The organism is Mesorhizobium sp. LNJC391B00, from assembly GCF_000502535.1.
In the GTDB taxonomy this organism is placed as follows: domain Bacteria; phylum Pseudomonadota; class Alphaproteobacteria; order Rhizobiales; family Rhizobiaceae; genus Mesorhizobium.
On sequence record NZ_AYWI01000004.1, the window covers coordinates 76621 to 102723 of the forward strand.

At 64.5% G+C, this 26103-nt stretch carries 23 protein-coding genes and 2 pseudogenes; 7 read left to right on the plus strand and 18 right to left on the minus strand.

Features of this window, described 5'->3' with window-relative positions; all coding sequences use genetic code 11:
* Nucleotides 1-2: 2 nt before the first annotated feature.
* Nucleotides 3-1421, minus strand: coding sequence for an FAD-binding oxidoreductase (locus X750_RS153380; protein ID WP_280805367.1), 1419 nt, complete (start codon nt 1419-1421; stop codon nt 3-5).
* A gap of 51 nt (nt 1422-1472) precedes the next feature.
* Nucleotides 1473-2366, minus strand: a complete 894-nt coding sequence (locus tag X750_RS153375) for a dihydrodipicolinate synthase family protein (protein ID WP_023704922.1) — start codon at nt 2364-2366, stop codon at nt 1473-1475.
* Nucleotides 2367-2468: 102 nt separating this feature from the next.
* Here X750_RS153375 and X750_RS153370 point away from each other — a divergent pair, with 102 nt between their 5' ends.
* Nucleotides 2469-3125 (plus strand): GntR family transcriptional regulator, encoded by a 657-nt coding sequence (locus tag X750_RS153370; protein WP_023668711.1) that lies wholly within the window; start codon nt 2469-2471, stop codon nt 3123-3125.
* A gap of 36 nt (nt 3126-3161) precedes the next feature.
* Here X750_RS153370 and X750_RS153365 read toward each other — a convergent pair whose 3' ends face one another.
* Nucleotides 3162-3461 (minus strand): hypothetical protein, encoded by a 300-nt coding sequence (locus tag X750_RS153365; protein WP_023688917.1) that lies wholly within the window; start codon nt 3459-3461, stop codon nt 3162-3164.
* A 203-nt stretch (nt 3462-3664) separates the two neighbouring features.
* Nucleotides 3665-5161: a CoA-acylating methylmalonate-semialdehyde dehydrogenase gene (locus tag X750_RS153360; protein WP_023698411.1), complete on the minus strand. Its 1497-nt coding sequence runs from the start codon at nt 5159-5161 to the stop codon at nt 3665-3667.
* Between the two features lie 365 nt (nt 5162-5526).
* On the opposite strand from X750_RS153360, the gene X750_RS153355 reads away from it, so the two are divergent.
* From X750_RS153355 to X750_RS153345, 3 genes are all read left to right on the plus strand, one after another.
* Nucleotides 5527-6408, plus strand: coding sequence for a LysR family transcriptional regulator (locus X750_RS153355; protein ID WP_023668708.1), 882 nt, complete (start codon nt 5527-5529; stop codon nt 6406-6408).
* Between the two features lie 123 nt (nt 6409-6531).
* A complete protein-coding gene (locus X750_RS153350) occupies nt 6532-6972 on the plus strand; it encodes a hypothetical protein (protein ID WP_023684130.1) in 441 nt (146 codons plus the stop codon).
* Nucleotides 6969-9122: a phosphatidylserine/phosphatidylglycerophosphate/cardiolipin synthase family protein gene (locus X750_RS153345; protein WP_023704923.1), complete on the plus strand. Its 2154-nt coding sequence runs from the start codon at nt 6969-6971 to the stop codon at nt 9120-9122. The genes X750_RS153350 and X750_RS153345 overlap by 4 nt, the downstream gene beginning before the upstream one ends.
* Before the next feature lie 104 nt (nt 9123-9226).
* Here the strand turns inward: X750_RS153345 and X750_RS153340 are convergent, their stop codons facing one another.
* The 8 genes from X750_RS153340 to rsfS all read right to left on the minus strand — a co-directional run bounded on the left by X750_RS153340 (nt 9227) and on the right by rsfS (nt 17411).
* Nucleotides 9227-10483 carry a D-amino acid dehydrogenase gene (locus X750_RS153340; protein ID WP_023668705.1) on the minus strand — a complete coding sequence of 419 codons (1257 nt, stop codon included), beginning with the start codon at nt 10481-10483 and terminating at the stop codon, nt 9227-9229.
* 93 nt (nt 10484-10576) lie between these two features.
* Nucleotides 10577-11722 carry an alanine racemase gene (gene alr, locus X750_RS153335; protein WP_023744957.1) on the minus strand — a complete coding sequence of 382 codons (1146 nt, stop codon included), beginning with the start codon at nt 11720-11722 and terminating at the stop codon, nt 10577-10579.
* A 74-nt stretch (nt 11723-11796) separates the two neighbouring features.
* On the minus strand, nt 11797-12312 hold the full coding sequence (locus tag X750_RS153330) for an RNA pyrophosphohydrolase (RefSeq protein ID WP_023747304.1): 516 nt from the start codon (nt 12310-12312) through the stop codon (nt 11797-11799).
* Nucleotides 12313-12314: 2 nt separating this feature from the next.
* On the minus strand, nt 12315-13496 hold the full coding sequence (locus X750_RS153325) for a divergent polysaccharide deacetylase family protein (RefSeq protein WP_023737901.1): 1182 nt from the start codon (nt 13494-13496) through the stop codon (nt 12315-12317).
* A gap of 184 nt (nt 13497-13680) precedes the next feature.
* Nucleotides 13681-15006, minus strand: a complete 1326-nt coding sequence (locus X750_RS153320) for a S41 family peptidase (protein ID WP_023668701.1) — start codon at nt 15004-15006, stop codon at nt 13681-13683.
* Nucleotide 15007: 1 nt separating this feature from the next.
* A complete protein-coding gene (locus X750_RS153315; protein WP_023668700.1) occupies nt 15008-16366 on the minus strand; it encodes a murein hydrolase activator EnvC in 1359 nt (452 codons plus the stop codon).
* Nucleotides 16367-16488: 122 nt separating this feature from the next.
* Complete coding sequence (rlmH, locus tag X750_RS153310) at nt 16489-16971, minus strand: 23S rRNA (pseudouridine(1915)-N(3))-methyltransferase RlmH (RefSeq protein WP_023684125.1); 483 nt, start codon at nt 16969-16971, stop codon at nt 16489-16491.
* Nucleotides 16972-17033: 62 nt separating this feature from the next.
* Entirely contained in the window at nt 17034-17411 is a 378-nt protein-coding gene (rsfS, locus tag X750_RS153305; protein WP_023668698.1) for a ribosome silencing factor, read from the minus strand.
* 241 nt (nt 17412-17652) lie between these two features.
* Between rsfS and X750_RS1000000167525 the strand changes: the two are divergent.
* Together X750_RS1000000167525 and X750_RS1000000166840 are read left to right on the plus strand one after the other, a co-directional pair.
* Nucleotides 17653-17760 (plus strand): annotated as a pseudogene (locus X750_RS1000000167525) (mechanosensitive ion channel family protein); the annotation flags it as partial.
* Between the two features lie 265 nt (nt 17761-18025).
* The gene (locus X750_RS1000000166840; RefSeq protein ID WP_348524467.1) at nt 18026-18514 is read left to right on the plus strand and encodes a mechanosensitive ion channel family protein; all 489 of its coding nucleotides are present in this window, start codon (nt 18026-18028) and stop codon (nt 18512-18514) included.
* 15 nt (nt 18515-18529) lie between these two features.
* Here the strand turns inward: X750_RS1000000166840 and X750_RS153300 are convergent, their stop codons facing one another.
* The 5 genes and pseudogenes from X750_RS153300 to obgE all read right to left on the minus strand — a co-directional run bounded on the left by X750_RS153300 (nt 18530) and on the right by obgE (nt 24230).
* On the minus strand, nt 18530-19810 hold the full coding sequence (locus tag X750_RS153300; protein ID WP_023747305.1) for an MFS transporter: 1281 nt from the start codon (nt 19808-19810) through the stop codon (nt 18530-18532).
* A gap of 74 nt (nt 19811-19884) precedes the next feature.
* Complete coding sequence (locus tag X750_RS153295; RefSeq protein WP_023688904.1) at nt 19885-20517, minus strand: nicotinate-nucleotide adenylyltransferase; 633 nt, start codon at nt 20515-20517, stop codon at nt 19885-19887.
* Nucleotides 20518-20720: 203 nt separating this feature from the next.
* Nucleotides 20721-22007, minus strand: coding sequence for a glutamate-5-semialdehyde dehydrogenase (locus tag X750_RS153290; RefSeq protein ID WP_023747306.1), 1287 nt, complete (start codon nt 22005-22007; stop codon nt 20721-20723).
* 3 nt (nt 22008-22010) lie between these two features.
* Nucleotides 22011-23196: pseudogene (gene proB, locus X750_RS01000000162840) on the minus strand (glutamate 5-kinase).
* A gap of 2 nt (nt 23197-23198) precedes the next feature.
* On the minus strand, nt 23199-24230 hold the full coding sequence (gene obgE, locus X750_RS153285) for a GTPase ObgE (protein WP_023668691.1): 1032 nt from the start codon (nt 24228-24230) through the stop codon (nt 23199-23201).
* A 167-nt stretch (nt 24231-24397) separates the two neighbouring features.
* On the opposite strand from obgE, the gene X750_RS153280 reads away from it, so the two are divergent.
* Nucleotides 24398-25261 (plus strand): endonuclease/exonuclease/phosphatase family protein, encoded by an 864-nt coding sequence (locus tag X750_RS153280; protein ID WP_023668690.1) that lies wholly within the window; start codon nt 24398-24400, stop codon nt 25259-25261.
* Nucleotides 25262-25452: 191 nt separating this feature from the next.
* On the opposite strand, the gene X750_RS153275 is transcribed toward X750_RS153280, so the two are convergent.
* Entirely contained in the window at nt 25453-26040 is a 588-nt protein-coding gene (locus X750_RS153275; RefSeq protein WP_023747307.1) for a GNAT family N-acetyltransferase, read from the minus strand.
* Nucleotides 26041-26103 lie beyond the last annotated feature (63 nt).

The window sequence follows — 26103 nt, forward strand, 5'->3', positions numbered from 1 at the left end:
ACTCAAAACCGTTGCGGGCTGAAGGGAGCAAGATCGATCGGCGAAGTTTGCCCGAGAACAAGATCGCGGATCAAGCGGCCGCTGGCCGCCGCCTGGGTCAGGCCGAGATGGCCATGGCCAAAGGCGTAGACGACGTTGGACGCGGTGCGCGCCGTGCCGATGACGGGCAACGAATCCGGCAGCGACGGGCGACACCCCATCCACTCGCGGCCACCTGACGCGTCCAGCCCCGGAAGGAATTGTCTGGCTTTTTCCAGCATGGCCTTCGAACGCGCAAAATTCGGCGGCCGGTCGAGACCGCCCAACTCGACGGCGCCGCCGACGCGCAAGCCCGTCTCGAGTGGCGTGATGACGAAGCCATGGCCGGAAAAGATCAGCATCCGCTGCACGTCGAAAGCGGTCTTCGGCAGTGTCGTGTTGTAGCCGCGCTCGGTTTCGAGCGGGATGGTGTCGCCAAGCGCCTTCGTCAGCAGATGCGACCATGCCCCGGCGGCCACGACAAGATGTCTTGCCTGCCTGGTCGTGCCGTCCGTCAGCGTCAGCGTCGCGCCATCAGGATTGGCGGCGACGCGCTCTATGCGCGCCTTTTCGAAACGCGCGCCCAGCCTTTCGGCATAGGCCCACACCCCCTTGCCGAGCAGTTTCGGATCGGCGACGGTCTTCCAGCCCGGCACGAAGGTGCCCTTGATGAAGCGCGGCGACAGTCCCGGCTGCAGCCGCGCCAGTTCGTCGCCTTCGACATGGCGAAAGCCGATGCCGAAGCGCTCGCGCGCCGCCCAGCCCGGCAGCCCGGCCTGAAATTCGGCCTCGCTTTCATAAAGCTCCAGCGAGCCGTCCTCGCGCAGCATCAGCCGCGTGCCGGAACGGTCGAGCAGGCCCATCCATTCAGCCTCGGCGAGCTTCATCATGCCTGCCTGAGCAGCAAGGCTCGCCTCATATTTTTCTGGTGCGCCAGCGCGCCAGAAGCGCAACAGCCAAGGCAACAGCTTCGGCAAGTAGGCCGGCGGGATGCTGAGTGGCCCGAGCGGATCGGCAAGCCATTTCGGCAAGTGCCGCATCATGCCCTTATGCGCCAGCGGCAGCACGTCGGAGAAGGCGAAGGCGGCGGCATTGCCGGAGCTCGTCTCCTCGCAGATGCCGGTGCGGTCGAAGACCGTGACGCTGCGCCCGGCCTCGGCCAGCATGGCCGCCGCGCAGATGCCGACAATGCCGCCACCGACAATGGCGATATCTACCCCTTCTCCCCGTTCACGGGGGTGAGGAGTGGTCCGCGAAGCGGTGGAAAAGCCGACTGCTTGCCTTTCCGAACGACGAACGCCCGGAGCGCCAGCAAAGGGCTGCGGGGCCCGAAGGGCGGATGAGGGGCGGCGGCCCTCCTCTGTGTCCCTGGAATTTCCTTGCACGTCGGCGCTGCCCCTCATCTGGCTGCCGCCATCTTCTCCCCGTGCACGTGCACGGGGAGAAGAAAGCCTTCAGAACTGCGGCAGCTTCGGCCGTACCGCCAGCGCGTCCTTGACGATCTTCTCGACCGCTTTGCGGCGCTCGCCCGACAGCGGCTGGCGCGGCATGCGCACGCGGTCATTTGTGTCGATCGCGAGCACTTCGGCAAGCTTGATGTTTTGGACCAGATAGGTCGAGACATCGAGATCGAGCAGCGGCCGGAACCAGCGGTAGATCGAAAGCGCCTCCTCGCGGCGGCCCTGCTTCATCAGCTGGTAGATGGCGACGGTCTCGCGCGGGAAGGCGACGACCAGACCCGCCACCCAGCCGATGGCGCCCACCGACAGCGCCTCGAAGGCGAGATTGTCGACGCCGGTGAACAGATCGTAGCGGTCGCCGAAGCGGTTGATGATCTCTGTCGAGCGGCGGATGTCGTCGGAGGACTCCTTGATGGCGACGAAGCGCTTGTCGGCGGCCAGTTCCTCCATCTGGTCGACGGTGACGTCGACGCGGTAGGCGAGGCGGTTGGAGTAGATCATCACCGGCAGGTCGCCGGCCTGAGCGACGGCGCGCAAGGCGGCGACCGTCTCTTCCGGGTTGGTGTGATAGATCGGGCTCGGCACCACCATCAGCCCGTTGGCGCCTTCCTTTGCGGCGCGCCTGGCGATGCTTGCGGCTTCACGGGTGCCCGCCTCGTTGACCGTCAGCAGCACCGGCTTGTTGCCTGCAACTTTCTGCGCCGTCTTCAGCACCTCGATCTTCTCGTCATGCGACAGCATCGGCCCTTCGCCGAGCGAACCGCAGACGATGATACCGTCGCAGCCTGCCTCCATCTGCAACGCAAAGCAGCGCTCCATTTCGGCATGGTCGAGGCGGTCGTCTTCGGTGAATTTGGTCGTGACGGCGGGGAAAACTCCGGTCCACATGATCGTCTCTCCATCTGATATATCAGCCGTATATCTGTTGGAAAACCGGCTGTCAATGAGGAATCCGTTGTGATATATGGAAGATATATCAGGAGCCCACCTTTGATATCCAGTGAGACAGCATACCCCGAGCCGGCCGCCGCCAAGGCCTACCATGTACTCGAGCATATGATCGTGACGCTGGAACTGGCGCCGGCGAGCTTCGTGACGGAAGGCGCGCTGATCGAAAAGCTGGCGCTCGGTCGTACGCCGGTCCGCGAAGCAATCCAGCGCCTCGCTTGGGAAGGACTGCTCGACGTCAGGCCACGCGCCGGAATCGCAATTGCCCCGCTTCATCCCGGCGACTGGCTGCGCGTGCTGGATGCCAGGCGCGGCGTCGAGGTGGTGCTGGCGCGCTCGGCCGCCCGCTTCGTCACCCGTGAGGCCGCCGACCTGTTTCATGAGGCAGCCCTTGCCATGCAGAAGGCCGTCATCTCGGGCAATGTGCTGGCCTTCATCCAGGCCGACAAGGCGCTCGACGAGGCCTTGGCGATGGCCGCCGACAACCCTTTTGCGGCCCGTCTGGCCGCGCCCCTGCAGACCCACAGCCGCCGCTTCTGGTTTCGCTACAAGGCCGACACAGGGCTGGCCGAATCGGCCGAACACCACGTCGCGCTAATCCGCTCGATCCTGGCCGGTGACGAAGAGGCTGCCGCCAAGGACGCCAAACGCCTTATGGCACTGCTGCGCGGCCATGCCGAAGTGGCCGCCACACGCTGAACTCCGTCTCTGCTCCAGACTTCCGACCGGTCTTTATCAGGTGCCCGGCAAGACTGCGGCCATGGTCGCCCCGTCCCAGCCTTCGCCAGCCGTGATGATGCAGCTTTGGCCGTGTGTGTCGGTGGCCAGGATGGTCCAGGTGCCCTGGTCGGAGACGAATATCTCAAGCACCACATTTGGGTTCACCAGGCCACGAGCGGCTTGGTTTTCGTGGAACTTCTCGCCGAGCGCCTTGACCAGGTCGGTCCGCGCCGCGCATTGATCCGCTTTAGCCTGGGCGATGCCGGACATCGCGAACACCGCAAAGAACATCGCCGCCACAAGACGTCGTGTCATCTGACACCTCCTTGCGCCAGACGAGAACCCCGGCTGCTACCGGCGCTATTTTGATGGCCTGCACCACGGCAGGAATGCAATTTAAGGCAGATGACCGGCTCTTGGTTCCATCGCTTGAACGTGATGGCCAATGTCGGTTTCGTACAAAGAAAGGCCCGGAACGTTGAACCCAGGCCTTCTTGCCGATCTTCGAAATCGTCCGGTCAGTTCATCGTCGGGATGACGAACTCGGCACCGTCCTTGATGCCTGAGGGCCAGCGCGAGGTCACCGTCTTGGTCTTGGTGTAGAAGCGGAACGCGTCCGGACCATGCTGGTTGAGGTCGCCGAAGGACGACGCCTTCCAGCCGCCGAACGTGTAGTAAGCGATCGGAACCGGGATCGGCACGTTGATGCCGACCATGCCGACCTGGACGCGCGAAGCAAAATCACGAGCAGCATCCCCGTCACGGGTGAAGATGGCCACGCCATTGCCCATCTCATGATCGTTGGCGAGCTTGATGGCGCTCTCATAGGTCGGCGCACGCACCACCGACAGCACCGGACCAAAGATCTCTTCCTTGTAGATGCGCATGTCAGCGGTCACATTGTCGAACAGGCAGCCGCCCATATAGTAGCCATCCTCGTAGCCCTGCATGGAGAAGCCGCGGCCATCGACGACCAGCTTGGCGCCTTCCTTGACGCCGGTGTCGACATAACCCTTGACGCGTTCCAATGCCTGCGCCGTCACCAGCGGGCCGAAATCGGCGGACGAATCCGTCGACGGGCCGACCTTGAGGCTTTCGACACGCGGGATCAGCTTTTCCATCAGCCGGTTGGCGGTGTCGTTGCCGACGGGAACGGCAACCGAGATCGCCATGCAGCGCTCGCCGGCCGAGCCGTAGCCGGCGCCGATCAGCGCATCGACCGTCTGGTCCATGTCGGCGTCGGGCATGATGATCATGTGGTTCTTGGCGCCGCCAAAGCACTGCACGCGTTTTCCCGCCGCCGTGCCGCGCGAATAGATGTAATGCGCGATCGGCGTCGAGCCGACAAAGCCGATAGCCTTGATATCAGGATCGTCGAGGATGGCGTCGACGACGTCCTTGTCGCCATTGACGACGTTGAGGACGCCAGCCGGCAGGCCAGCCTCGAGGAACAGTTCGGCGATGCGCATCGGCACGCCAGGGTCACGCTCGGAAGGCTTCAGGATAAAGGCGTTGCCGCAGGCCAGCGCCGGGGCAATCTTCCACAGCGGGATCATGGCCGGGAAATTGAACGGGGTGATGCCGGCAACGACGCCAAGCGGCTGGCGCATCGAATAGACATCGATGCCGGGGCCGGCGCCGTCGGTGAACTCGCCCTTCATCATGTGCGGCGCACCGATGCAGACTTCGACCACTTCGAGGCCGCGCTGGATGTCGCCCTTGGCGTCGGCAATGGTCTTGCCGTGCTCGCGCGCCAGGAGATCGGCCAGTTCGTCATAGTCGCGGGCAACCAGTTCCAGAAACTTCATCAGCACGCGCACACGCCGCTGCGGGTTGGTCGCAGCCCATTTGATCTGTGCTTCCTTGGCATTCAGGACAGCCGCACGCAGTTCCGCCGGCGAAGCCAGCGCCACCGTGCCGCGCACCGAGCCATCCATGGGCTGCATGACGTCCTGCTTGCGCCCGCTGGTCCCGGCGACATGCTTGCCGCCGATGAAATGACCGTATTCGATCATGGTTTCTCTCCCTGAGTTTGTGATGAAGCATTCAACGCCTTTGCAGGCGCGAAGGCAACGCGAGGGGAAACGCAACCGTTGTGCAAGAAATAGACAACGAAGGACGAGTGTGCATTAATTGCCGCAAATTACAGATTGCTGAAAGGCCCGAAGGTTGCGCTCCGTCACACCCCCCTCTGTCCTGCCGGACATCTCCCCCGCAAGGGGGGAGATCAGATGTGGCCGCCGCCTTCGCAAATCTTCAACGCAGCAAAAGAGACGCAGGTGGCGGAGCTGCCAATCTCCCTCCTTGCGGGGGAGATGGCCGGCAGGCCAGAGGGGGGTGGGCGGGAACGCCGCGTTCGCCGCTAGCCCGGACCACCCCAATGAACTGGGATGACGTCCGCATCTTCCTCGCCGTGGCCCGCGCCGGGCAGATCCTTGGCGCCGCCAAGCGGCTGGAACTCAATCACGCCACCGTCTCGCGCCGCATCGCAGCGCTTGAGGATGCGTTACGGACAAAACTGTTTCGCCGGCTTACCACCGGCAGCGAGCTGACGCCGGCCGGCCAGCGCTTTCTCGACATTGCCGAGCGCATGGAAGCCGACATGATCGCCGCGCGCTCCGCCGTGTCGGGCGAAGGCGACGATATCTCAGGCACGGTGCGCATCGGCGCGCCCGACGGGTTTGGCGTTGCATTCCTCGCCACGCGTCTTGGCGCGCTGACCGCGCTGCACCGCGAACTCACCATCCAGCTGGTGCCGGTGCCGCGTTCCTTCTCGCTGTCGCGGCGCGAGGCCGACATCGCCATCACCGTCGAGCGGCCGAGCGAAGGCAGGCTGGTGGCGGGAAAGCTGGTCGACTACACCCTCGGCCTGTTTGCCTCGCGGGACTATGCGCAGGCGCACGGCTTACCCGAGACCGCTGCCGAACTCGGCCAGCATACGCTGATCGGCTATGTCCCAGACCTGATCGTCAGCCCGTCGCTCGACTATGCGGCGGAGTTCAGCCCGGACTGGCGCACCAGCTTCGCCATCTCCTCAGCGCTGGGCCAGGCCGAAGCGGTGCGGTCGGGCGCCGGCATCGGCATCTTGCACACCTTTGTCGCCCGCTCGATGCCGGAGCTGATCCCCGTCAACATCGTGACGCCGATCCGCCGCGCCTACTGGCTGGTCTATCATGAATCGGTCCGGCCGCTGCGCCGCGTGCAGATCGTCGCCAACTTCATCACCAAGGCGGTCGAGAGAGAGCGCGGGCTGTTTGTCTGATGGCCGCGCCGCCTTGCCTTCGCCACAAAATCGGCCAGTGTGGCAACAAGCGCGATGTCGCCTATCATTAAGGATTGGCTGCGCCGGGTGGGACACTTTTTTGCAAAGCTGGTGCGGATCAAAATGCGAGCGGTGCTCGCCATCTTGCCGCTTGTCGCGCTTTCCGCCTGCGCCAATCCATGGACCGAAGTTCCGGAAGCCGAACTGCCCAAGCCGGTCCGTATCGCAATGGCCCGCCCGTCGCCTTTCGTCTTCGGCAATTATTGCGGTCCCGGCACCCGCACCGGCGACCTCTCGGCTCGCCCTGTCAATCGCCTCGACAGCGCCTGCCAAATCCATGACGCCTGCTACATCGCGCGCCATAATCATTGCGACTGCGACGGCGCGCTCGTCGCCTCGGCAAAGGCGATCCGTGATGACAAGACAGCGCCGAAAAAGATGCGCGGCGAGGCCGAGCTTTTGATCGCCACTTTCGCGCTTCCCGTCTGCAAGGTGTTTCCGCAAGGCTTCCTGCCGCCGCGCGATCCGGCTGAACTGAAGACGATGAACGGTGCGACCGGATGAACCGCGCCATCTGCCTGGCCTTGGCCGGGCTGGGGCTGGCGGCCCTTGCCGGTTGCGCCGCCCCGATCCGGCACAGCTGCGATTTCTTTCCCGATGCGAAGGATTGCGGCCGGCCGTCGCTATCGGCCGACACGCCGGGACCGCAGACTGCAGCAGCAGCGTTTTTCGGCGATGCCGGCGCCCGCGACTATGAAAGGCAGTTTCTGGCGCTGCTCGCCCACAACCAGATCGGCGCCATCGACAGGGCGAACGGCACCGGTCCGTTCGGACATGACCGCCACGCCATCGCCAACCGCGATTTCCAGGCCACCTACCGGACGCTGGAACGGCTGGCGAAGCCGGTTACCGCCGAACAGATGCCGGCAGTGAGCGGCACAGCCGGCGAAGGCCATTTCAACGGCCGTTGGCGCGTGTCGCGGCAGACGCTCTATGTCAACGCCGCCGCGCGGCCCTCCGCGCCAAAGACGTTCAGCTTTTCCGGCCTGCAGGCGCGCTCGATCGAGATCGTGATGCGCCAGGCGGGAAAGCAGCCGGTTGAGATATCGGGCGCCTGCGACGGGGCGCTGGCGATTCGCGCCGGCGGTGGCTCGCGCAGCGTGGCGAGCGGTGCCGCCTTCCGCCTCCGCCTGTCGGCCGGGCAAACCGCCAGCCTGTTCCCCAGCGATGGTTTGAACCGCTGCAGTCTCAAGCTCAGCTCCAGCCTGGCGCCGACAGGCGCCCCGCTCACCATCCTGCGCGAAGAGGTTGCCTATCCGGCGATAGCCGCGCTCGACAGCCGCTACGAGCGTTGTCCAGTGCCCGGTCCATCCGGCCTGGATGAACTCGCCCGCGTCTTCTATGCCGGCCGCTGGCTGTCGCAGACCTGTTCGCTGCCACTCGGGTCACCGCGCCTGTTACGCAAGTCGCGCGACGGCTTCAACGCCAAGGTCGAAGCGCTGCTCGGCGCGCCTTTACCCGACAGCGCCTTCGACAAGGCCGACCCCGAACTGCCGCTCGATTTCTCGCGCGCGCCGAAACTCAAGCTGGTCTATCTGTCGTCGCTGGAGTTCAAGGCCGATTTTTCCGGCCGCGTCATCGAGCGGCTGATCCGCCATCACGCAGGCCTCGGCACCAAAGTGCGCATCATGGTCACAGACGTGCTGGAGCGCGACAAGGACGACGCGCTGCTGCACCGGCTGGCGGCCGATTATCCCAATGTCGAGTTGCAGGAATATCGTTGGCGGGCCGACCACGGCGCGCCGGTCGACGAGCAGCTGTCACAGCTGCACAAGACCCATCACGTCAAGATGCTGGCGACACTTGCCGAGGATCCCGCCCGCTCGCGCGTCATCATCGGCGGCCGCAACATTCATGACGGCTTCCTGTTCCACAGGCCGATCGACCTGTCGCGCTATCCGAACCTCGAGCAATACGGCAAGACCGACGGCCTCTCGCTCAACTACTATTCGAACTGGAGCGATTTCGACATCGAGTTTGCCGACCCGGCCACGGTCGAGACGCTGGCCGCGCATCTCTCGACATTGTGGCTGCGCGACGCCGACACCAACATCGCAAGACCCTTCTCCATTCCGGTGCGCTCCGACAGCCGGCGCCCGCCGGGCACGGTGCGCCATTTCATTTCCGTGCCCTACGAGGACAACCATGCGCTAGAGACCTATTTCGTCGAGCTGATCGACACTGCCCGGCACCATATCGAGATCGTCAATCCCTACCTTAATCTGACGCCGAAGCTCAGCCTGGCCATCGAGCGGGCGCTGGCGCGCGGCGTCAGGATCGACATTGTCGGCCGCATCGACCTCAAGGGCGATATTGGCGGCAAGCTGCTGACCGCGCTCAACAAGCTGTTCGTCGAGAGATATGGCGACCGCATCAACATCCGCGAATTCAAGGCGCCCGATGTCGTGCTGCACTCCAAGATCATGATGATCGACGAAAGGCTGGTGACGATCTCGTCGGTCAATCTCAACAACCGCAGTTTCTTCCACGATCTGGAGAACGGCATGACGGTGCTCGACCCTGCCTTCTACGCCAGGATGCAGCCGGTCTATGACGACTATGTCGCCCATTCGAACCCGGTATCGACCAAGGTGACGATACCGTGGGCCTACCGATGGCTGTTCTCGAAGGGTTGGGTGAAGGAGGCGTTTTGAGGGGCTGGCGAGGCTGAAGGAATGCCGTTCTGTAGCGATCCTTTACACCCCCTCTGTCCGGTAGGACAGAGGGGGTGCTGGCCCGCGAGCTTTAAAAAGCACCTCTACCTCAAATACCGCTCCGGCCCCAGCTCCCGCACATCGATATCAGGCACCTTGCTGGAGATGATGTCGGACAGCACCTTGGCCGAGCCGCAGGCCATGGTCCAGCCAAGCGTGCCGTGCCCGGTGTTGAGATAGAGGTTGGAGAACTCGGTGCGGCCGACCAACGGCGGCCCGTCCGGCGTCATCGGCCGCAGTCCGCACCAGAAGGACGCTGCCTTGAGGTCGCCACCATCCGGGAACAGATCGCCGACCGAATGTTCGAGGGTGCGCCGGCGCGATTCGTGCAGCCTGAGATCGAAGCCGGAAATCTCCGCCGTGCCGCCGACGCGGATGCGGTCGCCGAGCCTGGTGATCGCCACCTTGTAGGTTTCGTCCATTACCGTCGACACCGGGGCGGCGACCGCGTCCTTGATAGGAACGGTGATCGAATAGCCCTTGACCGGATAGACCGGGATCGGGCGCCTGAGCAGGCGCATGAAGCGCGCCGAATAGCTGCCCAGCGCCAGCACATAAGCGTCGGCCGCGCGCGAGCGCTGGTCGGTGCCGACGCTGACGATCCGATTGCGGTTCTTGGAGAAGCGCCGGATCTGCGTGCCGTACTCGAACGTGACGCCGCGCGCCACGCAGAGCTCGGCCAGCCGATCGGTGAACATCTTGCAGTCGCCAGTTTCGTCGCCGGGCAATCTCAGCCCGCCGACAAACTTTTCCCGCACGCCGGCCAGCGCCGGCTCGGCCCCAATGCAGCCTTCGGGATCGAGCAACTCGTAGGGAACGCCATATTTCTTCAGCACTTCGACATCGCCGCCGGTGCCGTCGAGCTGCTTTTGCGTGCGAAACAGCTGCAGCGTGCCCTTGGTCCGCTCATCATAAGCGATGCCGGTCGCCTCGCGCAGCGCCTTCAGCGTGTCGCGGCTGTATTCGGCGAGCGGCACCATGCGCGCCTTGTTGATGGCGTAGCGATCCGCGGTGCAATTGCGCAGCATCTTGATGAGCCATGTCCACATATACGGATCGAAGGCCGGCCGCACCACCAGCGGGCCATGCTTCATCAACAGCCACTTGATTGCCTTCAGCGGAATGCCGGGGCCGGCCCAGGGCGAAGCATAGCCCGGCGAGATCTCGCCGGCATTGGCGAAGCTGGTTTCCAGCGCCGGCCCTTTCTGGCGGTCGAACACCGTCACCTCGTGGCCGGCCTCAGCGAGATAATAGGCAGTGGTGACCCCGATAACGCCGCCGCCCAACACGAAGATCTTCATCGCATCACTCTCCACGACGACTTCCGTCAGAGGGCCGCCGCCTCCTGTCTGCCGGATTCTGCGGCGTCCGCCAAGGGGCGGCGTGTCGCGGCTCTATTCGTTGATATAGCGGCGGTGGAAGCGGGGGCCGAGACTGGTCAGGATTTCATAACCGATCGTGCCGGCATGACCGGCGGCGTCATCGACGCTCTGCGAGGGGCCCAGGAGTTCGACAAGGTCGCCCTCGCGCAGCCGGCCGGCCGGCAGGGCCGAGATGTCGAGTATGATCGAATCCATCGACACCCGCCCGACAAAGGGCAGTCGCACGCCGTCGAGCCAGGCAGCCGAAGCCGCGCGCCGGTGCCAGCCATCGGCATAGCCGAGCGAGATCGTGGCCGCGCGCAAGGGACCGCTGGCCAGAAACGCATGTCCGTAGCCGACGCCCGCGCCCTTATCGATGCCGCGTGTCTGGATGATCTTTGCCTCGAGCCGCACCACCGGCAGCATCGGGTTCGCCTCATCAGGCGTCGGATTGATGCCGTAGAGCGCAGCGCCCGGACGCGCGAGGTCGTACTGATAGCGCGGCCCAAGAAAGATGCCGGAGGAATTGTCGAGCGACGCCGGCGCCTTGGGCAGCATTTTGCGCAGCCGTTCGAACTCTTTGAGCTGCGCGTCATTGGCCGGATTGCCCGGCTCGTCGGCGCGGGCCAGATGGCTCATGACGAGGACGACATCGACGCCGGCGAAAGCATCGGCCGTAAGCGCCTCGACCTCTGCCGGCGCCATGCCCAGCCGCGACATGCCGCTGTCGACCTGGATGGCGGCCTTGAGCTTGCGGCCGGCCTTTTGGCCTGCCTCGCTCCACGCCTTCAGTTGCCCGGTGCTGTTGATGACGGGAACAAGGTCGGCGGCCACCGCTTCAGGTTCCGAGCCCGGCGGCAGGCCGTTCAGCACATGGATTTCCAGCTTCGGTCCGAGTGCGTCGCGCAGCGCGACACCCTCGGTGAGATGCGCGACAAAGAAGCTGTCGCAGCCTTCGGCAACCAGTGCCGCCGCCACTTGCCGCGCGCCGAGCCCGTAACCGTCGGCCTTGACGACGCCGGCGCAGCGCACGCCGCCGAGCTTTGCCTTCAGCCGCCGGTAATTCTCCCTGACCGCGCCGAGATCGATGGTGAGAATGGCGCCGGCCGCCGCTTCGCTGATCGGCTGCAAGCCGGCTTCCGGTGCAGAATGCAATGACTTCCCTGAGGCGCTGCTCATCCCCGCTCCTGACCAGAGCACGAAACAAACCCTATCAGTAAGGACAGATCATGGACGTCGCAACAGCGAGCCGCCTAAGCCAAATGCCGGAACGCCGTCACCACGTCCTCATAGACCTTGCGTTTGAACGGCACTATCAGATCGGGCAGGTCCTGCATTGGCCGCCATGCCCATTCATCGAATTCGGCGGTGTGGCCGCCCGGCGGCGGATTGATCTGGATCTCTCTGGTCTCGCCGTGAAAGCGGTAGGCGAACCATTTCTGCGTCTGGCCGCGATAGCGGCCCTTGAGGGCGATGCCGACCAGATCGCGCGGCAGGTCGTAGTTGATCCAGTGCGGCGCCTCGTCGAGCAGCGTGACCGAGCGCATGCCGGTCTCTTCATAGAGCTCGCGCCCGGCCGCCTGCAGCGGCTCCTCGCCCTCCTCGATGCCGCCTTGCGGCATCTGCCAGAGCTGCGTGGTCCCGGCAAATTCGCTGTCCGGTTCGGCGATGCGGTGCCCGACCCAGACCAGCCCGTCGCCATTGAGGATCATCAGTCCTACGCAAGGGCGGTAAGGCAGCGTCTCGGGGTCGACAGGTTTCTTCGTCATGATCAGCCTTTTTCCGGGTCGATGGCCACCGCCGAGATCGGCACGATCTCGATGCCGCGCTTTTTTGCTTCGACCACCCAGGACGCCACGGTATCGACGGTGAGGTCGAAGGCCGAGCCGATGCCGACGGCGGAGCCTTTGGCACGCGCGGTCGCTTCCAGCGCGTCGAGCTTTTTCAGGATGGCGCCGCGGTCCTGCACGGCGTCGATTGCCGTATCGCCGGCGACGAATGGCACACCGTCCTTCAAGGCGAGATCGGACGCCAGGCTCCGCGCGGACGAGCCGTCATCGACATAGGCAAGGCCGCGCTTGCCAAGCTCGGCCATGAACGGCCCCATCGCCGTCGCGTCGGCCGAAAAGCGCGCCCCCATATAGTTCATGACGCCGGTATAGTTGGTGGTCCGCGACAGCGCCCAGCGCAGATTCTTCAGATTGTCGTCCGGGCTTGCCGCCACCGTCAGCGTGTTGCGGCCGGGATTGACGTTGGGATAGTCGAACGGTTCGAGCGGCACCTGCATGACCACCTCATGCCCGCTCTGCCGTGCCGCCTGCATCCAGCGGCCGATGCTGTTGCCTTGCGGCGCAAAAGCCAGCGTCACTTCGGCCGGCAGCTTGGCGATCGCGGCCTGCGTGCCGGTCTGCGACACGGCAAGCCCGCCGATGACGATTGCCACTCGAGCGCCACGCGAACCCGACCACGGCCGCGCATAGACATCGAACGGCCGCCGGCCGTCAGCGGCGCGAACCGGCAACGGGCCGGTGTCGCTGGCCTCGATCAGCGCCCTGTCGGGGATATGCGCGATCTTCAGGTTCTGGCCGATCGTCGACGGGTCGTGGATGACGATGGCTGCATTGGGCGGGCCATCACCCTCCTGGGACTGCACATGGATGATCTGCGGACCGCTGGCCTTGGGCGTTTCCGCCTTCGGCGCTGCCGCCGTCGCTTGAGCAGTGGGCGCTGCGGCCGCGGGCTCGGCCGCCGCCGTCACCTTCGGCGTCGAGAGCGCGATTGCTTCCGGTTTGCGGAACGGCTTCTCGCGCAGCGCGATCGCACCGGAGATGCCGACCGCGGCCAGCACGACCAGCGTCGCCGCGACGGCGCCAGCGCTGATCCCGCGCGACGCGGCACGCGGTCGGACGGTCTGTCCGAGCGGGCGTTCGATGTCCTTGCCGACGTCAGCCAAGCCGCATCCCCCGGGCGCGTGATCAGCGAAATCTTTTCGCCATGCGCAGATCCAAAACTGACGGCGCGTCCCCTGCGCCTTTTGAGGCGCAGCGCCCAGCGGTCCCCGAATCAAACTGCCGGAACCTCACGGTCCCGGCAGCATTGCATCGCTTCGATTGGGCAGCCAGAGCTACCAGTCGATTTTACTGGTTGAGCACTGCCTTCTCCGGATTCGGCGGGAATGCCGGATCGGTCTTCTGGCCGCGCAGCAGCTGTTCGGCATAGATCAGCTGCAGATCGTCCTTCGGATCCGGCGGCACATAGGCAGCCGAGCCCGAGCCGGTATCGCTCTCGTCGGCGCCCTTGATATGGCCCTTGAGGTCCGATTCGCCGCGCGTCAGGTCCCTGCCCTGCAGTTCGGGCGGCAGCGGCTGGTCGACCTTGATGTCGGGCGTGATGCCCTTGCCCTGGATCGACTTGCCGGACGGCGTGTAATAGAGCGCCGTCGTCAGGCGCAGCGCGCCGTTCTCGCCAAGCGGGATGATGGTCTGCACCGAGCCCTTGCCGAACGACTGCGTGCCGACCACTGTGGCGCGGCGCAGGTCCTGAAGCGCGCCGGCGACGATCTCGGAGGCGCTGGCCGAACCGCCATTGACGAGCACGATCAGCGGCTTGGCGCCGATGTCGTCGCCTGCCTTGGCGTCGAAGCGTGTGACGTCCTTCGGGTCGCGGCCGCGGGTCGAGACGATCTCGCCACGGTCGAGGAAGGCGTCGGACACGCTCACCGCCTGGTCGAGCAGGCCGCCCGGGTTGAGCCTGAGATCGAGCACATAGCCCTTGAGCTTGTCGTTCGGCACCTGCTTCTTGATGGTGTCGATGGCATTCTCGAGGTCGTCATAGGTCTTTTCGGTGAAGGAGGTGATCTTCATGTAGCCGATGTCGTTCTCGACCCGGAACTTGACCGCCTTGACCTTGATGATATCGCGCACCACCGTCAGCTCGATCGGCTTGTCGGCGCCTTGGCGCAGGATGGTCAGCTTGATCGGCGTGTTGACCAGGCCGCGCATCTTTTCGACTGCATCGTTGAGCGTCAGGCCGCGAACCTCTTGGCCGTCGATCTTGGCGATATAGTCGCCGGCCAGCACGCCTGCCTTGGCAGCCGGGGTGTCGTCGATCGGCGTGATCACCTTGACCAGGTCGTTCTCCATGGTGACCTCGATGCCGAGGCCGCCGAACTCACCCTTGGTCTGCACGCGCATGTCCTGCGCCTGCTCGGCATTCATGTAGGAGGAGTGCGGGTCGAGCGAGGTGAGCATGCCGTTGATGGCGTTTTCGACCAGCGACTTGTCGTCCGGCGGCGTCACATACTGCGCCCGCACGCGCTCGAAGATGTCGCCGAAGATCGCCAGTTGCTTGTAGGTCTCGGAGCCTGCAGCGTTCGCCGTCGAGCCGGGGGCGCCATAGACCAGGCTCATCGCTGACGCGCCCATCAGCGCACCGGCAATAAGAAGCGACAGTTTCCGCATCATTTCACGTCCTTCCAGAGAAGCGGTCCGCCCACCATGGGGTCGGATCGACGGGTTTTCCATCCTTGCGGAACTCGACATAGAGTTCCGGCGTGGCATTTCCATTCTTCGAGGCCGAGGTGCTTGCCACCCGGGCCTCTCCCATCGCGCCGACCGGCTCTCCTGCGAGCACCGACTGGCCAGACGCGACGCTGATTCTGCTCATCCCCGCCAGGACGACATGATAGCCGTCTCCCGCATTGAGGATCAAGAGTTGACCATAGGAGCGAAAAGGCCCCGCATAAAGCACATTTCCGTCCGCCGGTGCCGTGACGATGGCTCCCGATTGTGTCGCAACCATGTCGCCAAGCATCACCGCGCCGTTACCGTCATCGGCCCCGAAACGCAGCTTGATCTTGCCGGTGACCGGCAGCGAGACTTGTCCCTGAAGTGCCGAAAACGGCGCGGCGGCGGTGAGGCGGTTGCCTTCCGGCACGGGCAGCGAAGCCAGCTCCGTCGACGCGGTTGTGCCTGCATCGGCGTTATCGGCGTCCGGCTTATCGCTGTCGGCCGCTTTCTGTTCGCCTGCCTTGACGGCATCCGCCGCCTTGCGGCTCTTGTCGGCTTCAAGCGAAGCGATCAGCTCTTTCAGGCTGCCGGCCTTGGCCGCAAGCGCCTGGGACCGCTGCTTTTCAGCGGCCATCGCCGTCCAGGTGTCCGCCTCGAGCTTCTGCTTGGCTTCGAGCAGCATGGAGAGGCGTTTCTTTTCCGCCGTCTGCTCGCCGACCGCCGCTGTCAGCCGCGTCCGCTCGGCCTCGATCGAGGCCGTCACCCGGGTCTGTTCCCTGAGGTCGGCCAGCAATTTGTCGGTCTGCTGGCGCAGTTCCGGCACCACTGCGCCGAGCAGGATGGCGCTGCGCACCGACGACAGTGCGTCTTCCGGCTTGACCAGGATCGCCGGCGGCGGATTGAGCCCCATGCGCTGCAGCGCCCCCAGCACCTCGGCCAGCACGTCGCGCCGCGCCGCCAGCGAGACACGGATCTTCTGTTCCTCGCCCTTCAGTCCTTCGAGCCTGGCGCCGATATCCTCGATGTCCTGGCCGAGCTTCTGCTCGGTCATCGCCGACTGGATAAGCGCCGCGGTGATCGAGGCATGGTCCTTCTTGACCGAAGCAATGTCGGCGGCGAGCTTGGCCAGCCGTTCGGACGACAGCGTGATCTCGGCCGACACCTTCTCATATTCGGCACGGCTCAGATCGGGGTCGGGCGCCACGTCCAGCGTATTTTCGGCCCGCGCAAGCCCGAGCGACAGCAAAACCACTGCTGCAGCGATGCCGCAGCGCGCGTGCCGGAAGCCCGTTCGTGATTTCCCGTTGTCAGCCATTGAAGCCCGACTCTATGCGTGGCTTCGTTAACGAACCATCAACCATGATCGAACCGAAGCCTAACACAAAACAGCCGCGCATTGGGGCGGAAATCCGGACGATTGATCCTCGACCCACTGATTTACGAACGGTGGTAGGGATGTCCCGAAAGAATCGTTGCCGCCCGATAGAGCTGCTCGCCCAGCATGACGCGCACCAGTTGGTGCGGCCAGGTCGCCGCGCCGAACGAGACTATCAGCTCAGCCTGATCGCGAATCGACTGGTCGTGCCCGTCGGCGCCGCCAATGGCGATGACCAACGCCTTGCGTCCGCCATCGCGCAGCTGGCCGATACGGCTGGCGAAATCGTCTGAGGACAGGTTTTTGCCGCGTTCGTCGAGCAGGAACAGCGCCGTGCCCGGCTGCAGCTGTGCCTGCAGCTTCTGGCCTTCCTCGCGGCGGCGCTCATTGGCGTTCTGGGCTCGTCCCTCGGCGATCTCGGCGACACCAGAGAATTCGAACCCGATCGCCGGGCCGCTCTTGGCGAAACGCTCGAAATAGCGGTCGGCGAGTTCTCTCTCGGGGCCGGCCTTCATCCGGCCCACGGCATGAACTGCTATCTTCATCCCTGCCTCGGCGAGCTTTCAATCCATGTCGCACCCCGGATGGTTACGACATGAGACGGAGCTCAGTGCAAGGTCTCTTCCTCAAGGTCCGGCGCCTGCCACATCTTTTCAAGATTGTAGAATTCGCGGACTTCTGGGCGGAAGACATGGACGATGATGTCGCCTGAATCGATCAGGACCCAGTCGGCGCCGGACAGCCCCTCGACGCGCGCCGTGCCGAGACCGGCATCCTTGAGCGCCTTGAGCAGGTGGTCGGCGACAGCCGAGACATGACGGTGCGACCGGCCCGACGCGATGACCATATAGTCGCCGAGGCTCGATTTCCGCTGAATGTCGATTGAGACAATATTTTCGGCCTTGGAGTCTTCCAGACTGGCAAGGACTGTCTTGATGGCACGGGACACGGCGTCATCTACGCTGATCCTGGCCGGCGAAGGCATGACGTCAGCCTTCTTCCGCAATGCTGTTCTCAGTGTATTTCCTTTCGCAGCAAGAACAACCAAATCACCCACGAAATCAGGTGACACCCTATAGATAGGCAGAGTTCCCTTGCAGTTTCAAGACGGGAGGCCCTGCCACCGCGAACGCAGTGCACGACTTCCGGTTCCGGAGCCTTGAGAAAAATCGGAACCCATGGCCGCGGCAGGGGTTATCGACACACCCCCCAAACGGATTTTCCTGATGCCAATCGACCCCCAGAACACGCTGCTCACCGTGCAGGCTGGCCTTGCGCAACTCAGCACACTGATCGTTTCCTATTCCTTCTCCGCCATCGGCGCCATCATCCTGCTGGTCGTCGGCTATCTCGTCGCCGGGCTCGCAGAACGATCGATCTCAGCCGGCCTCGGCCATATCCATGGTTTCGACGCGACGCTGCGCCATTTCTTCTCGAAGATCGTGCGCTACGCCATCCTGATCCTGGTCGTCATCATGGTGCTCGGCCAGTTCGGCGTTCAGACGGCCTCGATCATCGCCGCCATCGGCGCCATCNGCCATCGGGCTGGCAATCGGCCTGGCGCTGCAAGGCACGCTGCAGAACATCGCCGCAGGCATCATGCTTCTGGCGCTCAGGCCATTCCGCATCGGCGAATATGTCGAGGTCGGCGCCATTTCCGGCACCGTCGAGGAAATCGGCCTGTTCGCCACCAAGCTCCGCACGACAGACGGCGTCTATGTGCTGGCGCCCAATTCGACGCTATGGAACCAGCCGGTGCGCAATTTTACCCGTAATGGTGTGCGCCGCGGCGGAATCACGCTGAGCATCGGCTCCTGGAACGACATCGACCTGGCGCAGAAAACCATGCTGGGCGTTGCCGGCAGCGAGCGCCGCGTCAAGCGAGAGCCGGCGCCGATCGCCTTCGTTGCCACCGTGGGCGATGCCAGCGTCGCCATCACCTTGCGCTACTGGACCACGGCGGCGGATTTCTTCGCCACCCAGATCGATCTCACCAAACGCGTCAAGCAGGCGTTCGACGCCGAAGCCATTTCGGTTCCCGCACCTCCGCCGGAGGCTCGACAGGAAACTGCCGCCACCAGGCAGTAGGAGCTGTGAAACCGTTCAGCGCTGATCTTCCGGGGCGTAGGCGAGGTCCACCGGCAGCGGCGCCTGCGCCGACATCGGCGCGAAACTGCTGGTCTCCGTAGCGGGGACGGCGCGCGTGGTGGCCACTCGCCACAGCACGAACAGGCAGAAGACGGTGGCGATGACGATGGCCACATAAATGAAGGCCTGCGTGCCATAGACAGCCGACAGGGCCGTCACGATACCCGGCACGATGAACCCCGACAGCGACCAGGCAAACAGCAACGAACTCGACAGCGCCACCATGTCGTCCTTGCCGGCGCGGTCGGCGGCATGCGCGCTGGCCAGCGAATAGATCGATTCCGAAGCGCCGTCCCAGATCACATAGATCACCACCAGCACCGCCAGAGCGCCACCGTCAAAGCCGATAGCCATAATACCGGCAACGATGGCCAGTGCCGCAGCGCCGGCCAGCACGTAACGGCGATCGGTACGGTCGGAAATCCAGCCGAGCGGTATCTGCAGGATCAGCGTGCCGACCGGCATGGCCGACAAAAGGAGCGCCACATCGGCCTGGCTATAGCCTTTGGCCGTGGCATGGATCGGCGCAAAGCCGGCGATCGCCATCGACAGACCGCCGACGGCGAGCATGCCGGCCACTCCGACCGGCGAAATCCGCCAGGCGCGACCGAGCGCCACGGAGGCTGCGCGAGGTGGCGGCGGTTGAGCCAACCGCGTCATGCCGACCGGCAGGATCGACACTGCGGTGAAGGCAATGCCGATCAGCGGCGCCTGCGCCGCCGCGATGTCGACCGCCGCCAGCAGGGCATAGCCGACGCCAAGTCCGGCGACATAGGCGACGTAAAACACCGCCATCACCCGGCCGCGAATGGCGTTTGCGACGGCATCGTTGAGCCAGCTCTGGGCGACGATGAACAGGCCGCATATTGCAAAACCGTAAAGCGCGCGCGCCGCGATCCACAGCAGCGGGTAGGTGCCGGCGCCAATGGCAGCATTCGACAGCGCTATCAGCGCCGACAGCACCATGAAGGCGCGGGCGTGCCCGACGCGGCGCACCAGCGGCCCGGTCAGGATACAGCCGGCAAGTCCGCCGGCAGACAGGCCGGTGATGATCAGCCCGGCCCAGGTCGGATCGAAGCGCTCGACGCCAAGCCGGACCGGGATATAGGCGAACATCAACCCGTTGCCGACCGCGATCAGCGCCATCGACACGATTACGCTGGCAATGGCGATCACGGGCGCCGGCGGGGCGCCATGATTGGGGTCGATGTCGGTCTGGTTCACTGAAGTGGCCATATCCAGCGCAGCATCGCCCAGCCAATCGCGAAAGGCCGCCGTAAAAGCGACATCGGCGATCTGGTCTTACGGAGTTACCCCTTGGCTTGCTGGCGAATAGCACTCGATGACAGCGACGAGCGTGGGCCGTGGATGAAGGTCCAGGCCGGCGCCTTCATGCGGGCGAGCCGGGGCGCGTCACCCTCGTCGACGCGGGCATAGTCGAAGGTCTTGGCCACGACCGAGGACAGGAAGGACAGCGTCGCGCCCGGGCGGTCGATGACGGCGATCGGGAAGGTCATGACGATCTGGCGCCAGCGCTGCCAACGGTGGAAATCGCGAAGTGAGTCGGCGCCCATGATCCAGACGAAGTCGACGCCGGGATTGCGTGCCTTGACCAGCGCCAGCGTGTCGGCGGTGAAGCGAATATGATGCGCCGCCTCGAAGGCGGTGACCTTGATCTTCGGGTTCTTGGCGACCTGCTCCGACTGGAGCAGCCGGTCGCTCAGCGGCGCCAATTCCCTGGTGCTCTTCAGCGGATTGCCAGGCGTCACTATCCACCACAATTGGTCGAGCGCGAGGCGCCGCAAGGCAATTTCCGCCACCAGCGCATGGCCGGCATGCGGCGGGTTGAACGATCCGCCGAACAGGCCGACGGCGAGGCCTTTCTCGGCATGCGGCATACGGAGGTAGTGCGAGGGGATGGCGGGCTGAAGGGACGACAGCATGGTGCTAGGCACCCCCCTCTGCCCTACCGGGCATCTCCCCCGCAAGGGGGGAGATCAGCAGCTTCGGCAAAGGCACTTTTCTTGCAACGTTAGTGATTGGCGAAAGCGGAAGAAAAAGCTGATCTCCCCCCTTGCGGGGGAGATGTCCGGCAGGACAGAGGGGGGTGTCTGGGCTCAATGCCTCAAGCCCTGACGCGAATGATTCAAGGCCTCACCTGTCCCGACCCGCGCACGCGGTATTTGAACGAGGTCAGCTGTTCGACGCCGACCGGACCGCGCGCATGCATCTTGCCGGTGGCGATGCCGATCTCGGCTCCCATGCCGAATTCGCCGCCATCTGCGAACTGCGTCGAGGCATTGTGCAAAAGGATCGCCGAGTCGATCTCGTTGAAGAACCGCTCGACCGCTTTGGTATCCTCGGCGATGATCGCCTCTGTGTGGTGTGAGGAGAACGTCTCGATATGGTCGATGGCACCGGCAATTCCGTCTACCAGCTTTACCGCGATGATGGCCTCGAGATATTCGGTCACCCAGTCGGCATCGGTCGCCGGCTTGGCGTCGAAGAACAGCTTCATCACTTCCTGATCGGCATGGATCTCGCAGCCGGCGGCGCGTAGCGCGTCGAGGATCGGCACCAGATGCGTGGAGGCCACCGCGCGGTCGACCAGCAAAGTCTCTGCAGCGCCACAGACACCGGTGCGCCGCATCTTGGCGTTGACGGCGATCCTGACCGCCATGTCGAGATCGGCCGAGCGGTCGATGTAGAGATGGCAGATGCCTTCAAGATGGGCAAAGACCGGCACCCGCGCCTCGCTCTGGACGCGCCCGACCAGGCTTTTGCCGCCGCGCGGAATGATGACGTCGAGATTGCCGCCAAGCCCTTTCAGCATTTCGCCGACGGCGGCGCGGTCGGTGGTCGGCACCAGCTGAATGGCGTCTTCCGGCAGGCCGGCGGCCTTCAGCCCCTCGACCAGGCAGGCATGAATGGCGGCGGACGAATTGAGCGAGTCCGAGCCGCCACGCAGGATTACCGGATTGCCGGCCTTGAGGCAGAGCGCACCGGCATCCGCCGTCACATTCGGCCGGCTTTCATAAATGACGCCGACAACGCCGAGCGGCGTGCGCACGCGCTCGATCTGCAGGCCGTTGGGGCGGTCCCATGCGGCAATCACATCGCCGACCGGATCCCTTAGCCCGGCGATTTCACGAATGCCGTCCGCCATGGCGCGGATGCGCGCCGGATCGAGCTTCAGCCGGTCCATGAAGGAGCCGGACAGCCCGGATTCGTGTCCGTTAGAGACATCGATGGCGTTGGCGTCGAGAATCTGCTGCTGGCGCGCGATGATCGCGTCGGCCATGGCGAGAAGTGCGGCATCTTTGGCGGCGGCGGTCGCAATCGCCAACGGTCGGGCGGCCGCGCGGGCGCGGCGGCCGATATCAGCCATCAGCGCGACGGTGTCATCCCCGGATTGTTCATGCAACTTCAGCATGTCTCATCCTCCGCTTACCTCGCCCCCGGCCCATACCTGGCCGGCAGCCCGTATCTGCTCACCCGGATCGCTCACCACCAGATCGTCGCGGTGGATCATCGCAGAGCGCGCCTCGTACCCGAGCACGGTTTCGATCTCGGCGGTCTTCAGGCCTGCGATCCTTACGGCATCGGCGGCATCATAGGCAACCAGCCCGCGCGCGATCTCGCGCCCTTCCGGCGACAGGATCGCCACCGTGTCGCCGCGCGAGAAATTGCCGCTGACCAGCCTGACGCCCGCCGGCAGCAGCGATTTGCCGGACAGCAGCGCACCGACGGCGCCGGCGTCGACGGTGAGCCGCCCGGCCGGTTCGAGCTGGCCGGCGATCCAGCTCTTGTAGCCTTTCACCGGATTGGCGCTCGGCCTGAAGAAGGTGGCGCGCTCGCCACGCTCGATCGCCATCAGTGGCGACAGCCTGGTGCCCGAGGTGATGATCATGGCGGTGCCGGCGGCGGTGGCGATCTTGCCGGCATCGAGCTTGGTGCGCATGCCGCCGCGCGACAGTTCGGATGCGGCCGCCCCGGCCATAGCCTCGATATCGGGCGTGATGCGGTCGACCACCGGAATGAATTTTGCATCGGGATCGCGCGCCGGCGGCGCCGTATAGAGCCCGTCAATGTCGGAGAGCAGCACCAGCAGGTCGGCGCCCATCATGGTCGCCACGCGTGCCGCCAGCCGGTCATTGTCGCCATAGCGGATTTCGGACGTCGCCACCGTGTCGTTCTCATTGATGACCGGCACCGCCTTCATCTTGAGCAGTGTCGAGATCGTCGCCCGCGCATTCAGATAGCGACGGCGCTCNGCGCTCTTCGGTGTCGCCCAGCGTCAGCAGGATCTGGCCCGATTTCAGCGCACCCTTGCCCAGCGCATCCGACCATGCGCCGGCGAGCGCAATTTGGCCGACGGCGGCCGCCGCCTGGCTCTCCTCGAGCTTCAGCGCCCGTTTTCCGAGACCGAGAATGGTGCGGCCGAGCGCAATGGCGCCGGACGACACGACCAGGATCTCGGCGCCGCCATTGGCCAGCACCGCAATATCCTCGGCAAGCGAAGCCAGCCAGTCGCGCTTCAGGCCGCTGGTGCGGTCGACCAGCAAGGCCGAACCGATCTTGACCGTGATGCGCCGGTATTTTGTCAGCGACTGCGCCGTCATCGCTATCGGTCCCAGCGGGTCTCGACGGGAGCGGCAGCCCTGTCGCGCGCTTCGCCGACAACTGCCATCAGCGCGCGCAGCACCGCTTCGACGCCCTCGCCGGTGGCCGCCGACAGCAGCATCGGCGCGCGGCCGGCAGCGCGTTTGAGGGACGCAACCTTCTTCTTGCGCTCATCGGCGTCAAGGATATCCACCTGGCTGAGCGCGACGATCTCGACCTTCTCGATCAGCCCATTGCCATAGGCGTCGAGCTCGGCGCGCACGGTCTTGTAGGCCTTGCCCGGGTTTTCCTCCTGCGCCGAGACCAGGTGCAGAAGTACACGCGTGCGCTCGACATGGCCGAGGAAGCGGTCGCCGATGCCGACACCCTCATGCGCGCCCTCGATGAGGCCCGGAATGTCGGCGATGACGAATTCGCGCGCATCGATGCGGGCAACGCCGAGGCCGGGATGCAGCGTGGTGAAGGGGTAGTCTGCGATCTTCGGCTTGGCCGCGGTGACGGTTGCCAAAAAAGTCGACTTGCCTGCATTGGGCAGCCCGACCAGGCCGGCGTCGGCAATCAGCTTCAGCCGCAGCCAGACATTCATCTCTTCGCCGGGCTGGCCGGGATTGGCGCGGCGAGGCGCCTGGTTGGTCGAGGTCTTGAAATGCTGGTTGCCGAAACCGCCATTGCCGCCCTTGGCCAGCAGGAAGCGCTGGCCGACCACGGTCAGGTCGCAGATCAGCGTCTCATTGTCCTCGGCAAACACCTGGGTTCCGGCCGGCACCTTCAGCGTCACATCGGCGCCCTTGGCGCCGGTCATGTTGCGGCCCATGCCGTGGACACCAGTCTTGGCCTTGAAATGCTGCTGATAGCGATAGTCGATCAGCGTGTTGAGACCGTTGACCGCTTCCAGCCAGACATCGCCGCCGCGGCCGCCGTCGCCGCCATCCGGGCCGCCGAACTCGATGAATTTTTCGCGCCGGAACGACACAGAGCCGGCGCCACCGTCGCCGGAGCGGATATAAACCTTGGCTTGATCGAGAAATTTCATTGGACTACGCAGTTTCTGTTGGCCTTGCGGCTTTGCTTTAGATCTTGCGCCTTGCTCTAAACCAAAGCGCGGCCAAGGGCGAGGCCGTTTTGCGACTAAAGCGCCGGATGCCCTTTTGTCGGGGACGCGGTAGCAGTGTTCGCGGACGGACCTTGAGGGGCGCGGGAATGAAGGTTGTGAGCTACAACATCCAGTACGGTATCGGTCTGGATGGCCGCTACGATCTCGGCCGCATCACCGAGGCGGTTCGCGGCGCCGACGTGATCGCGCTGCAGGAAGTGACCCGCAACAATCCGAGGAACGGCAACCGCGACATGGTCGCCGAGATCGGTGAGGCGCTGCCCGAATATTTTGCCGCCTACGGCAGCAATTTCGAGGTCAATGTCGGCTCGCGCCTGGAGGCCGGCCGCGCCATCACCACCACTTTCCAGCTCGGCAACATGGTGCTGTCGAAGACGCCGATCCATCTGTCGCGCAATCTGCTTTTGCCGCGCAGCCGCAGCCTTGAGGCGATGAACTTCCAGCGCGGCGCACTCGAGGCGCTGGTCGAGACCCCGCTCGGCTTCATCCGCTTCTATTCCACGCATCTCGACCATCGCAGTCCGGTTGAGCGCGCCAGCCAGATCCGTTTCCTGCGCCAGCGCCTGTTGAACTATGCCTTCGAGGGCGGCGGTCTCTCCGGCATTCCCGAGATCGGCCTGCCGGACCTGCCCTATCCCGAAGCCTTCATCGTCATGGGCGACTTCAACATGCTGCCCGGCTCGCCCGAATATGTCGAACTCGTCGGCCGCCCGGACCATGAATTCGGCATGCCCTTGACCGCCGATCTCGCCGTCGACGTCGCCCAGCGCCTGAACACACCAGACGTCGTCACCTGGGTCGATCCCACGCGACCCGAAGACACAAGCCGCCACAAGCGCATCGACTACATCTTTACCTCGGCCTCGCTCGCCGGATCGCTGAAGCGCCTGTGGGTCGACCCGCAAGCGGTCGGTTCGGACCATCTCCCGATTTGGGTCGAGATGGGCTGAGTTGAGCCCGATCCACAACCAACGTTTCCAAACCTGTCGTTTGGAGGCACGCGCCTAGGTGTTGAGATTCAGGTCAGGCCGAGCCGAAAACACTGGTTTTCGAGAACCGGAGCGGAGTGTACTTAAGTACGTGCACCGGAAGCGCATAAGACCCGCGTTTGCAGGCCGGCCTCACCTGAATATCAAAACACCTAGAAATGCACCCAGTTTCGAAGACTGATCCAGGTCTTTCTGTCCAGCCGGTACCGCTCGACCGGCACCTGGCCGGCGACGATCGAGTTCAGCATGCCCTGGCCGGCATACTGGAAGCCGCATTTGTGGATGACCCGGCGCGAGGCCGGATTGATCACCCGCGTCGAAGCCTGCAGCACGTGGATCGACGTCCGTTGGAAGGCAAGGTCGACCAACGCGTGCGCGGCCTCCGTCGCATAGCCGCGCTTCCAATAGGGCTCGCCGATCCAGTAGCCGAGTTCCAGCCCTCGATCGGTCATGTTGAGGCCGGCGCAGCCGACGAAAATGTCGGTGCCGGCGAGCGTCAGGGCGTGGGCGATGCCGGCCCGGCGCGACCGGGTCATAGCCAGGAAGGCGCGTGCCTCGGCCTCGCCATAGGGGTGCGGCATGCGGGCCAGCATCTCGGCGACGTGACGGTTGTCGGCAAGCTCGACCAGTTGCGCGATGTCGGCTTCACACGGGGCGCGCATCACCAGCCGCTCCGTGGCCAGCACCGGGCAATCTATCGCGTAACTTTCGTCTTCGGTGTCTTCCGCTTCGGCAACCATTCGACGTCCTCCAGGCAAGAAAAAAGGGGAGATGGAATACCCATCTCCCCTGATCCTTTTCCT

Coding starts and splice junctions, on each gene's coding strand:
- X750_RS153320 (WP_023668701.1), bottom strand. CDS start 15,006: ATGATGCGGAAACTGTCGCTTCTTATTGCCGGTGCGCTGATGGGCGCG.
- X750_RS153375 (WP_023704922.1), bottom strand. CDS start 2,366: ATGTGGACCGGAGTTTTCCCCGCCGTCACGACCAAATTCACCGAAGAC.
- X750_RS153330 (WP_023747304.1), bottom strand. CDS start 12,312: ATGACGAAGAAACCTGTCGACCCCGAGACGCTGCCTTACCGCCCTTGC.
- X750_RS153315 (WP_023668700.1), bottom strand. CDS start 16,366: ATGGCTGACAACGGGAAATCACGAACGGGCTTCCGGCACGCGCGCTGC.
- X750_RS153300 (WP_023747305.1), bottom strand. CDS start 19,810: ATGGCCACTTCAGTGAACCAGACCGACATCGACCCCAATCATGGCGCC.
- X750_RS153275 (WP_023747307.1), bottom strand. CDS start 26,040: ATGGTTGCCGAAGCGGAAGACACCGAAGACGAAAGTTACGCGATAGAT.
- X750_RS153380 (WP_280805367.1), bottom strand. CDS start 1,421: ATGAGGGGCAGCGCCGACGTGCAAGGAAATTCCAGGGACACAGAGGAG.
- X750_RS153280 (WP_023668690.1), top strand. CDS start 24,398: ATGAAGGTTGTGAGCTACAACATCCAGTACGGTATCGGTCTGGATGGC.
- X750_RS153345 (WP_023704923.1), top strand. CDS start 6,969: ATGAACCGCGCCATCTGCCTGGCCTTGGCCGGGCTGGGGCTGGCGGCC.
- X750_RS153340 (WP_023668705.1), bottom strand. CDS start 10,483: ATGAAGATCTTCGTGTTGGGCGGCGGCGTTATCGGGGTCACCACTGCC.
- X750_RS153295 (WP_023688904.1), bottom strand. CDS start 20,517: ATGCTGTCGTCCCTTCAGCCCGCCATCCCCTCGCACTACCTCCGTATG.
- X750_RS153360 (WP_023698411.1), bottom strand. CDS start 5,161: ATGATCGAATACGGTCATTTCATCGGCGGCAAGCATGTCGCCGGGACC.
- X750_RS153355 (WP_023668708.1), top strand. CDS start 5,527: ATGAACTGGGATGACGTCCGCATCTTCCTCGCCGTGGCCCGCGCCGGG.
- alr (WP_023744957.1), bottom strand. CDS start 11,722: ATGAGCAGCGCCTCAGGGAAGTCATTGCATTCTGCACCGGAAGCCGGC.
- X750_RS153350 (WP_023684130.1), top strand. CDS start 6,532: ATGCGAGCGGTGCTCGCCATCTTGCCGCTTGTCGCGCTTTCCGCCTGC.
- rsfS (WP_023668698.1), bottom strand. CDS start 17,411: ATGCCTTCGCCGGCCAGGATCAGCGTAGATGACGCCGTGTCCCGTGCC.
- X750_RS153290 (WP_023747306.1), bottom strand. CDS start 22,007: ATGCTGAAGTTGCATGAACAATCCGGGGATGACACCGTCGCGCTGATG.
- obgE (WP_023668691.1), bottom strand. CDS start 24,230: ATGAAATTTCTCGATCAAGCCAAGGTTTATATCCGCTCCGGCGACGGT.
- rlmH (WP_023684125.1), bottom strand. CDS start 16,971: ATGAAGATAGCAGTTCATGCCGTGGGCCGGATGAAGGCCGGCCCCGAG.
- X750_RS153365 (WP_023688917.1), bottom strand. CDS start 3,461: ATGACACGACGTCTTGTGGCGGCGATGTTCTTTGCGGTGTTCGCGATG.
- X750_RS1000000166840 (WP_348524467.1), top strand. CDS start 18,026: ATGCTTCTGGCGCTCAGGCCATTCCGCATCGGCGAATATGTCGAGGTC.